The 13,828-nt window shown below is 55.2% G+C and carries 10 protein-coding genes; 7 read left to right on the top strand and 3 right to left on the bottom strand.

Annotated features, from left to right (window positions below; translation table 11 throughout):
- Positions 1–3 precede the first annotated feature (3 nt).
- Positions 4–660, top strand: a complete 657-nt coding sequence (gene rcsB / locus HEP82_RS06285; protein ID WP_012764663.1) for a response regulator transcription factor RcsB — start codon at positions 4–6, stop codon at positions 658–660.
- A 57-nt stretch (positions 661–717) separates the two neighbouring features.
- Here the strand turns inward: rcsB and rcsC are convergent, their stop codons facing one another.
- Entirely contained in the window at positions 718–3,570 is a 2,853-nt protein-coding gene (gene rcsC / locus HEP82_RS06290) for a two-component system sensor histidine kinase RcsC (RefSeq protein WP_192457291.1), read from the bottom strand.
- A 117-nt stretch (positions 3,571–3,687) separates the two neighbouring features.
- Complete coding sequence (gene gyrA, locus HEP82_RS06295) at positions 3,688–6,324, bottom strand: DNA topoisomerase (ATP-hydrolyzing) subunit A (RefSeq protein WP_192457292.1); 2,637 nt, start codon at positions 6,322–6,324, stop codon at positions 3,688–3,690.
- Positions 6,325–6,538: 214 nt separating this feature from the next.
- Here gyrA and ubiG point away from each other — a divergent pair, with 214 nt between their 5' ends.
- The 6 genes from ubiG to HEP82_RS06325 all read left to right on the top strand — a co-directional run bounded on the left by ubiG (position 6,539) and on the right by HEP82_RS06325 (position 13,183).
- Positions 6,539–7,273 carry a bifunctional 2-polyprenyl-6-hydroxyphenol methylase/3-demethylubiquinol 3-O-methyltransferase UbiG gene (gene ubiG / locus HEP82_RS06300; RefSeq protein ID WP_012764660.1) on the top strand — a complete coding sequence of 245 codons (735 nt, stop codon included), beginning with the start codon at positions 6,539–6,541 and terminating at the stop codon, positions 7,271–7,273.
- A 481-nt stretch (positions 7,274–7,754) separates the two neighbouring features.
- Positions 7,755–10,043: a class 1a ribonucleoside-diphosphate reductase subunit alpha gene (nrdA, locus tag HEP82_RS06305; protein ID WP_192457293.1), complete on the top strand. Its 2,289-nt coding sequence runs from the start codon at positions 7,755–7,757 to the stop codon at positions 10,041–10,043.
- Positions 10,044–10,265: 222 nt separating this feature from the next.
- On the top strand, positions 10,266–11,396 hold the full coding sequence (gene nrdB / locus HEP82_RS06310; RefSeq protein WP_192457294.1) for a class Ia ribonucleoside-diphosphate reductase subunit beta: 1,131 nt from the start codon (positions 10,266–10,268) through the stop codon (positions 11,394–11,396).
- 5 nt (positions 11,397–11,401) lie between these two features.
- Positions 11,402–11,662 (top strand): class I ribonucleotide reductase maintenance protein YfaE, encoded by a 261-nt coding sequence (gene yfaE, locus HEP82_RS06315; RefSeq protein ID WP_012764657.1) that lies wholly within the window; start codon positions 11,402–11,404, stop codon positions 11,660–11,662.
- 155 nt (positions 11,663–11,817) lie between these two features.
- Positions 11,818–12,741: an SPFH domain-containing protein gene (locus tag HEP82_RS06320; protein WP_192457295.1), complete on the top strand. Its 924-nt coding sequence runs from the start codon at positions 11,818–11,820 to the stop codon at positions 12,739–12,741.
- Positions 12,734–13,183 carry an NfeD family protein gene (locus HEP82_RS06325; RefSeq protein WP_192457296.1) on the top strand — a complete coding sequence of 150 codons (450 nt, stop codon included), beginning with the start codon at positions 12,734–12,736 and terminating at the stop codon, positions 13,181–13,183. Before HEP82_RS06320 ends, HEP82_RS06325 begins: the two co-directional genes overlap by 8 nt.
- A 135-nt stretch (positions 13,184–13,318) precedes the next feature.
- Here the strand turns inward: HEP82_RS06325 and cueR are convergent, their stop codons facing one another.
- Positions 13,319–13,753 (bottom strand): Cu(I)-responsive transcriptional regulator, encoded by a 435-nt coding sequence (cueR, locus tag HEP82_RS06330; RefSeq protein ID WP_192457297.1) that lies wholly within the window; start codon positions 13,751–13,753, stop codon positions 13,319–13,321.
- Positions 13,754–13,828 lie beyond the last annotated feature (75 nt).

Below are 13,828 nucleotides of genomic sequence, written 5' to 3' on the forward strand. Positions count from 1 at the left end.
ACAATGAGCACTTTAAACGTCATTATTGCAGACGACCATCCGATTGTTCTTTTCGGCATCAAGAAATCCCTCGAACAGCTCGACTGGGTGAACGTGGTCGGTGAATTCGAAGACTCGACATCGCTGATCAACAACTTACCCAAACTGGATGCCAGTGTATTAATTACCGACCTGTCGATGCCCGGCGATAAATACGGCGACGGCATCACGCTGATCAAATACATCAAACGACACTTCCCGCATCTTTCGATCATCGTGCTCACGATGAACAACAACCCGGCGATCCTCAGCGCCGTGCTGGAACTGGATATCGAAGGGATTGTGTTGAAGCAGGGAGCCCCCACCGACCTGCCAAAAGCGCTCGCCGCATTGCAGAAAGGCAAGAAATTCACACCGGAGAGCGTCAGTAAAGTGCTGGAAAAAATCAGCGCTAGCGGTTATGGCGACAAACGCCTTTCCCCCAAAGAAAGCGAAGTGCTGCGTTTGTTTGCCGAAGGTTTTCTGGTGACGGAGATCGCCAAAAAACTCAATCGCAGCATCAAAACCATCAGCAGCCAGAAGAAATCAGCCATGACCAAGCTGGGCGTGGAGAATGACATCGCACTGCTGAACTACCTCTCCTCCGTCGGCGTATCGCCTGCCGACGCCGACAGCGAATAACCCCGACAGGCAGGGAGATTCACCTCCCTGCCCCCGTCACATACCACTCAATGTTTATCATGACGACACGTTGTCGTTCTTGCTTTGCCTCACCAGGTTACTGTAGTAAGACAAGGACTGCTGCAACGTCTCCAGCGTTACCGGTTTGGAAAGGCAGTTATCCATACCGGCCTGAAGACAACGCTGACGCTCTTCCGCCAGCGCGTTGGCGGTAACGCCGATGACCGGAAAAGTCTGCGCCATTTCCCTCAGCCGTTGGGTAAAGCGGTAGCCGTCCATGTTGGGCATGTTGACATCCGTCAACACGATATCGACCGGATTTTTACTTAAAACATCCAGCGCATCCAGACCGTCCTTGGCGGTAATAACCTGATACCCCAGCGAACCCAATTGATCAGCCAGCAATCGCCGGTTTATCGGATGGTCATCCACCACCAAAATCCGGATATCGCCATTTGCGGTACGGTCGTAACTGGCGCTCGGCAATACCGGCGCTTCGCCCGGCAGCGCCTCCGCCCCTCGATAAATACGCTGTAGCAACAACGGCAAATCATGGAGAGCGGCCGTGCTGTGTACCCACTGGCCGGCACCGGTTTCCTGCGCAGTGCCGGTGTGCATACCGCTGATAAAAATGCGGGCGTGGGGATTCAGCGCGATATCCAGCGAGTCATCAAAAATAACCACATCTTCCGCACCGACCGCCGGTTCCTCACCATATCGTACCGCCATACCACAAGCAGACAGCAATGCCTGCAGGTAACGCTCCATATAGCTATTTTTTATCCACAGCCAGCACACCTTGCCCTGCAACTCCGGATTGACGAGCGTTTGTGGATATTGCGCCTGATACAAGGGAATACGCACGCCAAACAAACTTCCGAGACCCGGTTCAGATTCGATGGAAATATCGCCATCCATCAGACTGACCAGTTTCTCGCAGATAGCCAGCCCCAACCCCGTCCCCTGAAAGTGGCGCTGTACGCCGGTACCGGCTTGGTAGAAAGGATCGAACAGTTTCATCACCGAACGAGGATCAATCCCCACCCCGGTATCACGCACCTGAAACGCCAGATAACCGTCATGTCGCTGCTGAACCTGTAACACAATGCATCCGGTATCAGTAAACTTGATGGCATTGCTGAGCAAATTAGACAAGACCTGCTGCAGGCGCACCGCGTCGCCCAGTATGCTCACCGGAACCGAAGGCTCGATATAGCAATAAAGCGTCAACCGTTTCTTCACCACCAGGGGCAGGTAATTGCTAATGATATGGTTGATGACCTCGCGCGGCGCAAATCTGCCCGGCTCAATCTTAAGCTGTTCGGATTCAATTTTAGAAAAATCGAGAATGTCGCTGATGATTTTTAACAGCAGCGACGATGAGTTCTGCATCGCCTCAACCAACCGATTGGCATCGCGTGACAATGACTTCGTCCGCAGCAGGTCGAGATTGCCGATAATGCCATACAGCGGCGTGCGCAATTCGTGGCTGACGGTCGCCAGGAACATAGACTTAGATTGGCTGGCCTGCTCGGCCGCGTTGGCCATCTCCTGCAGCGACTCCTCCATCCGCACGCGGGCACTGACGTCCAGCAAGACGCAAATCGCCACGTTCTCATTGCGATAGCGGGAATGCACAAAGCTGATTTGCAAGTGATGATTACGGCTGGTCACTACGTCCAGCGATTTGGATTGCTGCTCGCAAATAATTTTGGTGATGCGCGTCCGGTCTTCATAGGCCAGCAGGTTAAGATAGTTATGCGCCAGTTCGTTGCTGATCATGTTGGTGCCGTCGCTGATGCGTAAAATACTGATGCCGACCGGCGCAGAAGCCACAATCTTGCGATTAAACTGCTCATTCTCCTCCAGTTGAAGGGCGTTCCGCTCGGCCGGCAGGAAAATCCGGCGCTCAAACAACCGCGTCAGCACCAACAACACGATGGCGCCGGCCAGATTCAGCAATACCAGATTCACGATTTGTGAATTCAGCGTGGCCAGAATGCTTTCCAGCGGCAATGAATACACCACGCTGAGCGTCGTTGGCGGCAACGCCTTTTTCATAATCAGCGTGTTGTAACCATCGATATAGCCAAAATAATCGAGCGCGTCCGGGTAGAGGTTGCTGCCTACGCCATCCGCAAGCTGTAACAACGGCTTATTGTTTTGATCGAGCAGCTTGACGCCCAACGGCAAATCGTTACTCAGCACAAAATCATCCAGCCGAATAGCCTGTTCAATGCCGATGGTCGTCACTAATTGATTATCCACATAGACCGGCGTCAGCGAATAGAGATAGCCCGTGTCGGACGATGGGCCGGGGGTTATCCAAAAGAGGCTGTCATCACGCCTGCCGGTCAACCGATTAGTCTGCTGATCCTGCAGATGCTCCTGCACATTCCGCAGTAAACCATCCCGATCCAACGACGGGTTGCGAATACCGAAATCGACGATGCACTGCTGCGCGTTGTCGATAAAGAACAGACGGTTTAGATCGTAAATCGAAGAAAAATCATCGCGCCATTGGGTAAAAAAACGGGTCAACTGTTGCAGTTTGGCGGCATTTTTTTCATACAGGGATCCGCAATCCACACTTTGTGACAACGGGTAAACCGCAAACGACGGTGCCTTGACCGGCGCCAGCCGATCCTGGCGAACCGGAACCGTAGCGAGCCGGTTCGCCGCGATATACTTCAACTCGTGGGCGACATCGTTCACATGGTGAATATAGCCAAGCGATTGATCGAAATTCAGCGCGAAAATCTGACGCAGGTAGGACTCGCGTTCATGCAACGCCTTGTTGAAATAGAACGCCGAAATCACCATACCCAGCAACCACAACACCATTGACAGTACACGGAACATGTACCGTGAAACTTTTAGTGTGGTCTGAAAGGAAGCGACGATTTTCACAGGTGTACCATAAGGTGATCAGATCAGGGGAACAGGCCGAAACAGCCGATACAGTACCATTCCGCATAAAAAAAGCCAGCGCACCGGACGCTGGCTTGGTATCGAAAACGCGAGGACTTATTCGTCGTCCACCGGCGCGTCATCCTCGTTATCAGGCTCATCTGGCATGTCTTCCGCCAGCTCTTCACCGTCCACGGCGACAACGCCATCCAGTTCATCATCCTCTACCGGTTCCGCGACGCGCTGCAGGCCGACTACTCGCTCTTCCTCTGCGGTACGAATCAGCGTCACGCCTTGTGTATTACGGCCCACAATGCTGACTTCTGACACACGAGTACGCACCAACGTGCCGGCGTCAGTGATCATCATGATCTGATCGGTGGTATCCACCTGAACCGCGCCGACCACTTTACCGTTACGCTCGCTGACCTTGATGGAAATGACGCCCTTGGTGGCGCGAGATTTGGTCGGGTAGTCGTTAATAGCCGTGCGCTTACCGAACCCATTTTCGGTTACGGTCAGGATATCGCCTTCCCCACGCGGCACAATCAGCGATACCACGCGATCGTCATCCTGCAGATTGATGCCACGCACCCCGGTAGCAGTACGGCCCATGGTACGCACCGCCGACTCGGAGAAACGCACCACTTTACCCTCAGCGGAGAACAGCATGACTTCGTTGCTGCCGTCGGTAAGATCGACGCCAATCAACTCATCGCCTTCATTCAGATTGACGGCAATGATGCCGGCGCTACGCGGACGGCTGAATTCAGTCAACGCCGTTTTCTTCACCGTACCACTGGCCGTAGCCATAAATACGTTCAGGCCTTCTTCGTATTCACGTACCGGCAGAATAGCGGTGATGCGCTCATTCTGCTCCAACGGCAACAGGTTGATGATCGGCCGGCCACGAGCGCCACGGCTGGCCTCCGGCAACTGATACACCTTGAGCCAATAGAGGCGACCGCGGCTAGAGAAGCACAGGATGGTGTCGTGAGTATTCGCCACCAGCAACTGATCGATGAAATCTTCTTCCTTGATGCGAGCCGCCGATTTGCCCTTGCCGCCGCGGCGCTGGGCCTCATAGTCGCTCAACGGCTGGTATTTCACATATCCCTGATGCGACAGGGTCACTACCACGTCTTCCTGGGAAATCAAATCTTCGATATTGATATCGGCGCTATTGTGGGTGATTTCGGTGCGGCGCTGATCGTTGTACTGTTCCTTGATCGCCTCAAGCTCTTCACGGATCACCTCCATCAGGCGCTCTGGGCTACGCAGGATGAACAACAGCGCGGCGATCTGCGTCAGCAGTTCCTTATACTCATCCAACAGCTTTTCATGTTCCAGCCCGGTCAGTTTCTGCAACCGCAGATCCAGAATCGCCTGCGCTTGCTGCTCGGTCAGGTGATATTTGCCGTCACGAATGCCGAACTCCGGCTCCAGCCATTCCGGACGCGCGGCGTCATCACCCGCACGTTCCAGCATAGCGGCCACGCTGCCCAGCTCCCACGCCTGCGCCACCAGGGCTGCTTTGGCGTCAGCCGGGGTAGAGGCGTGACGAATCAACTCAATGATCGGATCGATGTTGACCAGCGCGACCGCCAGCCCTTCCAGGATATGGGCCCGTTCCCGTGCTTTGCGCAGTTCGAAAATGGTACGGCGCGTCACCACTTCACGACGGTGGCGTACAAACGCGGCCAGAATTTCCTTCAGTGTCATCAACTTCGGCTGCCCCTGATGCAGGGCTACCATGTTGATGCCGAACGACACTTGCATCTGGGTCTGGGAATACAGATGGTTGAGCACCACCTCGCCGACCGCATCGCGTTTGATTTCAATCACGATGCGCATCCCATCTTTGTCAGACTCGTCACGCAGCGCGCTAATGCCCTCAATACGTTTGTCTTTGACCAGTTCGGCGATTTTTTCGATCAGTCGCGCCTTGTTCACCTGATAGGGAATTTCATGCACGATGATGGTTTCGCGGCCGCTTTTCTCATCCGCTTCCACTTCGGCGCGCGCACGAATGTACACTTTGCCACGGCCGGTGCGGTACGCTTCTTCTATGCCGCGCTTACCGTTGATGATGGCCGCCGTCGGGAAGTCCGGGCCGGGAATATAGGTCATCAGCCCTTCAACGCTGATGTTCTCATCATCGATATAGGCCAGGCAGCCATCAATGACTTCAGACAGGTTATGCGGCGGAATGTTGGTCGCCATCCCCACCGCGATGCCGGAGGAACCATTGACCAGCAGGTTCGGGATGCGGGTAGGCATAACATCAGGGATCTGCTCTGTGCCGTCATAGTTGGGCACAAAGTCCACCGTTTCTTTATCCAGGTCGGACAGCAGTTCGTGGGCAATTCGGGCCATACGGACTTCGGTGTAACGCATCGCTGCGGCGGAGTCGCCGTCGATGGAACCGAAGTTGCCCTGCCCGTCCACCAGCATATAGCGCAGTGAAAACGGCTGAGCCATGCGCACAATGGTATCGTAGACCGCGCTATCACCATGCGGGTGATATTTACCGATAACGTCCCCGACCACACGGGCCGATTTCTTATAAGGCTTGTTCCAGTCATTGCCCAGCACACTCATCGCGTACAGTACGCGGCGGTGCACCGGCTTGAGACCATCGCGAACATCCGGTAACGCACGCCCGACGATAACGGACATGGCGTAGTCCAGATATGAACTTTTCAGCTCTTCCTCGATGTTGACCGGTGTAATTTCTCTGGCAAGGTCGCTCATGGAGCCGCTATCCCTCTATTCATACCCGAGTTTAAAAGGTGGAAAATCATATCACAAAGCGGGGTTTCAGGGGAAATTCCACGGCGTTTCCTTCCGTCTTCTTTTCAGCGGGATAACGCCTCGCCGGGCGGCGAATCCCGCTCAAGCGACTACAACATCCGCCGGGGGACGGATATACTCGCCACAGCGCAAATAATGAAAGGTTACTCCCCCCATGAATGCAGAAACATCCGTTCCAAACGTCGACCATGACGAAATCGCCAAATTTGATGCGGTAGCCTCCCGCTGGTGGGATCTGGAAGGCGAATTCAAACCGCTGCACCGTATCAACCCGCTGCGCCTGAACTACGTCATCGCGCGCGCAGACGGCCTGTTCGGCAAAAAAGTGCTGGATGTCGGCTGCGGCGGCGGCATTCTGGCGGAAAGCATGGCGCGGGAAGGCGCGCAGGTCACGGGCCTGGACATGGGCAGCGAACCGCTGATGGTGGCGCGGCTGCACGCGCTGGAAAGCGGCGTCGCCGTAGAATACGTACAGGAAACGGTGGAAAGCCATGCGTCAGCCCACGGCGGCGAATACGACGTAGTGACCTGTATGGAGATGCTTGAACACGTACCGGATCCGCGCTCGGTGGTTGAAGCCTGCGCCCGGCTGGTCAAACCCGGCGGCCACGTCTTTTTCTCCACCATCAACCGCAACCCCAAAGCCTGGCTGATGATGATCGTCGGCGCCGAATACCTGACCGGCATGGTGCCGCGCGGCACCCACAACATCAAAAAATTCATCCGGCCGGCGGAATTGCTGGGCTGGATAGACGACACGCCGTTACGCGAGCGCCACATCACCGGGCTGAGCTATCAGCCGCTTACCGACAGCTTCCGCCTGGGGCGCAACGTCGACGTCAACTACATGGTTCACACTTGGCGCGACGACGCTCCCGCCGGTCATTAATCATTTCCGCATCCTTGCCGTAAGTTTCTCGAAAATGCCGCGCCGATGGTTTGCTTCATCGGCGTTCGAGCAGGATACATTTTCGTCAAACACCACCGCCGGGCAATGCGTCGCCGATAAACATCAAGGATGCCGCGCACCGCTCACGCCATTCGCATCGGAATCAAGTTGACGTTTTTCAGCGTCGCGCAAGAAACCGGCACTCGATCAATTTTTTTATTTTCCCTCACGGCTGATTGACAGAAAACAAAGCCGCACCACGGCTGGGATGCAGCATTTTTGCAACACATCTTCCCTATGTTATCCACAAAAACAGGCGCTTTTGTTCTCTTGCAATACAACATTTTTCACATTATCTTGTTATCAAATTCAACCCCACCCCCTATATATAGTGTTTTCTTCTAGTGAGAGGCACTATTTTTCATTTACATTTTCAGCCATTGAAAATGAAAGGGGTAAAAACCACACAGGTACCAGCTCAATGAACCAGAGTCTGCTCGTTACCAAACGCGATGGCAGTAAAGAACGCATCAATCTGGACAAAATCCACCGGGTGATTACATGGGCGGCAGAAGGTCTGCATAACGTCTCTGTATCGCAGGTGGAACTGCGTTCCCACATCCAGTTCTATGACGGCATCAAAACTGCGGACATTCATGAAACCATCATCAAGGCGGCCGCTGACCTGATCTCCCGCGAAAGTCCGGATTATCAGTACCTTGCCGCCCGCCTGGCCATTTTCCACCTGCGCAAGAAAGCCTTTGGCCAGTTCGAACCGCCCACACTGTACGACCACGTAGTGAAAATGGTCGATATGGGTAAGTACGACCGCCATCTGCTGGAGGATTACAGCCAGGAAGAGTTCACACTGATGGACGCTTTCATCGATCACTGGCGGGATATGAATTTCTCTTACGCTGCGGTGAAACAGCTGGAAGGGAAATATCTGGTTCAAAACCGAGTGACCGGTGACATCTACGAAAGCGCCCAATTCCTGTACATTCTGGTGGCGGCCTGCCTGTTCTCCGGTTATCCACGCGAAACCCGTCTGGACTATGTGAAGCGTTTCTACGATGCGATTTCCACCTTTAAGATTTCGCTGCCGACGCCCATCATGTCCGGCGTGCGCACCCCGACCCGTCAGTTCAGCTCTTGCGTGCTGATCGAATGCGGCGACAGTCTGGACTCCATCAACGCCACTTCCAGCGCGATCGTCAAATACGTCTCCCAGCGCGCCGGCATCGGCATCAATGCCGGTCGCATCCGGGCATTGGGCAGCCCGATCCGTGGCGGCGAAGCGTTCCACACCGGGTGCATTCCGTTCTACAAACATTTCCAGACGGCGGTGAAATCCTGTTCTCAAGGCGGTGTCCGCGGCGGTGCCGCCACGCTGTTCTATCCGTTGTGGCATCTGGAAGTGGAAAGCCTGCTGGTACTGAAAAACAACCGCGGCGTCGAGGGCAACCGCGTGCGCCATCTGGACTACGGCGTACAGCTCAACAAACTGATGTACCAGCGTCTGGTAAAAGGCGAGGACATCACGCTGTTCAGCCCTTCCGACGTTCCGGGGTTGTATGACGCCTTCTTTACCGATCAGGATGAATTCGAGCGTCTGTACGTGCAATACGAACAGGACGACAGTATCCGCAAGAAACAGCTCAAGGCGGTGGAACTGTTTTCTCTGATGATGCAGGAACGTGCCTCCACCGGGCGTATCTACATCCAGAACGTTGATCACTGCAATACCCACAGTCCGTTCGATCCACTGGTTGCGCCGGTTCGCCAGTCCAACCTGTGTCTGGAAATCGCGCTGCCGACCAAGCCGCTGGAAGACGTCAACGACGAGAACGGTGAAATCGCGCTCTGTACGCTGTCCGCCTTCAACCTCGGCGCCATCAGCGATTTGAGCGAACTGGAAGAGTTGGCGACATTGGCGGTACGCGCGCTGGATGCCCTGCTCGACTATCAGGACTATCCGATCCCGGCCGCCAAACGCGGCGCCATGGGGCGTCGCACGTTAGGCATCGGCGTCATCAACTTCGCCTACTATCTGGCAAAACACGGCGTCCGTTACTCCGATGGCAGCGCCAACAACCTGACGCACCGCACCTTTGAAGCCATTCAGTATTACCTACTGAAAGCCTCCAACGTTCTGGCGCAGGAACAAGGCGCCTGTCCGTGGTTTGGCGAAACCACCTATGCGCAGGGCATCCTGCCGGTCGACACTTACAAACGCGATCTGGACAGCGTCTGCAACGAAGCCTTGCATCTCGACTGGGAAACGCTGCGCGAGAGCATCAAAACCCACGGCCTGCGTAACTCGACGCTGTCCGCGCTGATGCCGTCGGAAACGTCATCGCAGATCTCCAACGCCACCAACGGTATCGAGCCACCGCGCGGCCATATCAGCATCAAAGCGTCCAAAGACGGTATTCTTCGCCAGGTCGTACCGGAATATGAAACGCTGAAAGACGCCTACGAACTGCTGTGGGATATGCCGTCCAACGACGGCTACCTGCAACTGGTGGGGATCATGCAGAAGTTCGTTGATCAGGCGATTTCCGCCAATACCAACTATGATCCGTCTCGTTTCCCCTCGGGCAAGGTTCCGATGAAACAGTTGCTGAAGGATTTGCTCACGGCGTACAAGTTCGGGGTGAAAACGCTTTACTACCAGAACACCCGCGACGGCGCCGAGGATGTTCAGGACGACCTGCTGGACACCACGCCTCAGGACGACGGCTGCGAAAGCGGCGCGTGTAAAATCTGAGCCAGAAATGGCTGTTTGCCGCACGGGCGCCCGCCGTGGTGTTCCGTGCGGTCGATAACAGCAATGTCGTCATTGCGTCATACCTGCCCTGCAGGTATCCATCCTGATACCAACAATATACTGACGATGGATCCCCCCGCTTATCGGGGATGACATAATCCGGTCACTGCACGTTGTCAGAGTTCGGCGTCGCAGCCCGTCGCCGAACGGTTTGGAGATACCATGGCCTATACCACTTTTTCACAAAACAAAAACGACCAGCTACAGGAACCGATGTTCTTCGGTCAACCGGTCAACGTAGCGCGTTACGATCAGCAAAAGTATGAAATCTTTGAAAAGTTGATTGAAAAACAGCTTTCCTTTTTCTGGCGTCCCGAAGAGGTCGACGTGTCCCGCGACCGTATCGACTACCAAGCGTTGCCGGAACACGAAAAGCACATTTTCATCAGCAACCTGAAATACCAAACGCTGCTGGATTCCATTCAGGGCCGCAGCCCCAACGTGGCGCTGCTGCCGCTGATCTCCATCCCGGAACTGGAAACCTGGGTGGAAACCTGGTCATTCTCGGAAACCATTCACTCCCGCTCCTACACCCACATCATCCGCAATATCGTCAACGATCCGTCGGTGGTCTTCGACGACATCGTGACCAATGAGGAGATCCTCAAGCGCGCGCGCGACATCTCCGGTTTCTATGACGAACTGATTGAACTCACCAGCTATTACCATCTGCTGGGGGAAGGCACCCATCAGGTCAACGGCAAGACGGTGGACATCAACGTCTACGAGCTGAAGAAAAAACTTTACCTGTGCCTGATGAGCGTCAATGCGCTGGAAGCTATCCGCTTCTACGTCAGCTTCGCCTGCTCCTTCGCCTTCGCCGAGCGTGAATTGATGGAAGGCAACGCCAAAATCATCAAACTCATCGCCCGCGACGAAGCACTGCATCTGACCGGCACCCAGCATATGTTGAACTTGATGCGTTCCGGCCAGGACGACCCGGAAATGGCAACAGTGGCGGAAGAATGCCAGCAACAGTGCTACGACCTGTTCGTGATGGCGGCCCAGCAGGAAAAAGAGTGGGCGGAATATCTGTTCCGCGACGGTTCGATGATCGGCCTGAACAAAGATATTCTTTGCCAGTATGTGGAATACATCACCAACATCCGCATGCAGGCCGTCGGGTTGCCGCTGCCGTTTGAAACCCGCACCAACCCGATCCCGTGGATCAACGCCTGGCTGGTGTCCGACAACGTGCAGGTAGCGCCGCAGGAAGTCGAGGTCAGTTCTTATCTGGTCGGCCAGATTGATGCGGAAATCAACGCTGACGATCTCAGCGATTTCCAGCTATAACCGCCATGAGTATCGCTACCGTCACACTGCGCATCTCCGGTGCGCAGTTGATGTATTCCGACCAGCATGACTCCCTACTGGATGCACTGGAATCCCAGCGCGTCAAGGTGGAATATCAGTGCCGCTCCGGTTATTGCGGCTCCTGCCGCCTGCGTCTGCTCAAAGGCAAGGTCGTCTACCGGGAAACGCCGCTGGCCTGTCTGCAACAGGACGAGATTCTGCCCTGCTGCTGCCGCCCGTTGGACGACATCGAACTGGATATGTAAACGGTGTCCTTTTTCACGTCGTTTCGGCGGCGTGAACCTGTTTTTCGCGGCCGCATGCCGCTCGCAAAGATCGCATCCCTGTTCACCTTCTCATTTGCTTTTTAGCCAGCTGCGCTACACTGCCGGATAGCACAGGCACATGGAGAAAATGCAAGATGCTCACTTTTATTCCCGTTTTGGTTGTCGTCGCTCTCATTATCGTCTGGTCAGGCATCAAAATCGTACCGCAAGGCTATCAATGGACGGTTGAACGCTTCGGGCGTTACACCCGCACGCTACAGCCGGGGCTGAACCTCATCGTGCCGTTTATGGATCGCATCGGCCGTAAAATCAATATGATGGAGCAGGTACTGGATATTCCGTCCCAGGAGATCATCTCCAAAGATAACGCCAACGTCACCATTGATGCCGTCTGCTTCATCCAGGTGGTAGATTCCTCCCGCGCCGCTTATGAGGTCAGCAACCTGGAACTGGCGATCATCAATCTGACCATGACCAACATCCGTACCGTGTTGGGGTCGATGGAGCTGGACGAGATGCTTTCACAGCGCGACAGCATTAATAGCCGGTTGTTGCATATTGTGGATGAAGCCACCAATCCGTGGGGCATTAAAGTTACCCGCATTGAGATCCGCGATGTCCGTCCACCGGCAGAGCTGATTGCATCAATGAATGCCCAGATGAAAGCGGAACGCACCAAACGAGCGGATATTCTGGAAGCCGAAGGGGTACGTCAGGCGGCGATTCTGAAGGCAGAAGGGGAAAAACAGGCGCAGATCCTGATGGCGGAAGGGGAACGGCAGTCGGCTTTTCTGCAGGCGGAAGCCCGCGAACGTGCGGCGGAAGCGGAAGCCAGAGCCACCCAGATGGTGTCTGAAGCGATCGCCGCAGGCAATATTCAGGCGATCAACTACTTCGTAGCACAGAAATATACCTCGGCGTTGGAAACCATCGGTGCGGCGAACAACAGCAAGGTCGTCATGATGCCGCTGGACGCCAGCAACCTGATGGGCGCCATCGGCGGCATCACCGAGCTGCTCAAAGAAAGCAAAGCCGATCGGAGCAAAGCGCATGATTGAGCTGCTACAGGGGAATAGTCACTGGTTCTGGCTATCGCTGGGCGGTTTACTGCTGGCGGCGGAAATGCTGGGCGCCAGCGGCTATCTGCTGTGGAGTGGCTTATCAGCCATGCTGACCGGCGTACTAACCTGGCTACTGCCGCTGGACTGGGCCTGGCAAAGCGTTAGTTTCGCCCTGTTGACCATCATCACCGCGTTGCTCTGGTGGCACTGGTTGCGGCAACGTAGCCGTAAAGAACCCGTCTCCACGCTCAATCAACGTGGCCGGCAGTTGCTTGGCCGGCACGCCACACTGACGGAACCGTTAGTCAACGGCATCGGCCGCATCGACATTGGCGACAGTAGCTGGCGCGTCCAGGCGGAGAGGGATCTTCCCGCCGGCACGGTGGTGGAAATCGTGGATGTGGAAGGCATCACGCTGAAAGTCAGACCGCCGGCCTAAACCCGACCGGTGGGGAAACGCAGGGGGCGGTTCCCGGCGGGACGCCTCACCCCTGCGGTCGCCCCGCCGACCAGACTGCGCCTGGCCGCATACTGCGGCGCTTAACTGAACCATAGCGGCCGAACACCGAATACCTTATCGCCCGCCTTCATCGTCGATATCGCTTGAAGGCCCCCGATGGCAACAGCCGGCCAGATGAGAAATGATGGGGCAATCGGCGCTGTTATCGCCGGGACAACTATCCGCCAACACCAACAAACGCTGGCGCATCTCTCGCAGTTCCTCAATCTGTTTTTCAATATCGTGCACTTTTTGCAAAGTACGAGATTTCACATCTGCGCTATGCCGCTCTGGATCATTGAACAACACCACCAGCTCGCGGCACTCCTCAAGCGTGAAACCGACCTGGCGGGCCTGGCGCAGCAGCGTCAGCTCTTCGATATGATGCGTATCGTAACTACGGTAGCCGTTTTCACAGCGCAGCGGCGCCGTCATGACCCCTTTTTCCTCGTAAAAACGGATGGTCTTGCTGGTAAGGCCGGTTTTTCTGGCAACATCACTGATATTCATTTTCCCCCCTTGACCCTGACCTTGCTGGAAGGTTTACGCTCACTACAACTAATCAAAATCACCCTCTTGGTCAAC

The organism is Musicola keenii (assembly GCF_014855505.1).
GTDB classification, from domain to species: domain Bacteria; phylum Pseudomonadota; class Gammaproteobacteria; order Enterobacterales; family Enterobacteriaceae; genus Musicola; species Musicola paradisiaca.

What these genes read in the sequence shown, in the direction of transcription:
- yfaE (WP_012764657.1), top strand. Translation starts at nt 11,402, where the DNA reads ATGAGTATCGCTACCGTCACACTGCGCATCTCCGGTGCGCAGTTGATG.
- HEP82_RS06325 (WP_192457296.1), top strand. Translation starts at nt 12,734, where the DNA reads ATGATTGAGCTGCTACAGGGGAATAGTCACTGGTTCTGGCTATCGCTG.
- HEP82_RS06320 (WP_192457295.1), top strand. Translation starts at nt 11,818, where the DNA reads ATGCTCACTTTTATTCCCGTTTTGGTTGTCGTCGCTCTCATTATCGTC.
- ubiG (WP_012764660.1), top strand. Translation starts at nt 6,539, where the DNA reads ATGAATGCAGAAACATCCGTTCCAAACGTCGACCATGACGAAATCGCC.
- gyrA (WP_192457292.1), bottom strand. Translation starts at nt 6,324, where the DNA reads ATGAGCGACCTTGCCAGAGAAATTACACCGGTCAACATCGAGGAAGAG.
- cueR (WP_192457297.1), bottom strand. Translation starts at nt 13,753, where the DNA reads ATGAATATCAGTGATGTTGCCAGAAAAACCGGCCTTACCAGCAAGACC.
- nrdA (WP_192457293.1), top strand. Translation starts at nt 7,755, where the DNA reads ATGAACCAGAGTCTGCTCGTTACCAAACGCGATGGCAGTAAAGAACGC.
- nrdB (WP_192457294.1), top strand. Translation starts at nt 10,266, where the DNA reads ATGGCCTATACCACTTTTTCACAAAACAAAAACGACCAGCTACAGGAA.
- rcsB (WP_012764663.1), top strand. Translation starts at nt 4, where the DNA reads ATGAGCACTTTAAACGTCATTATTGCAGACGACCATCCGATTGTTCTT.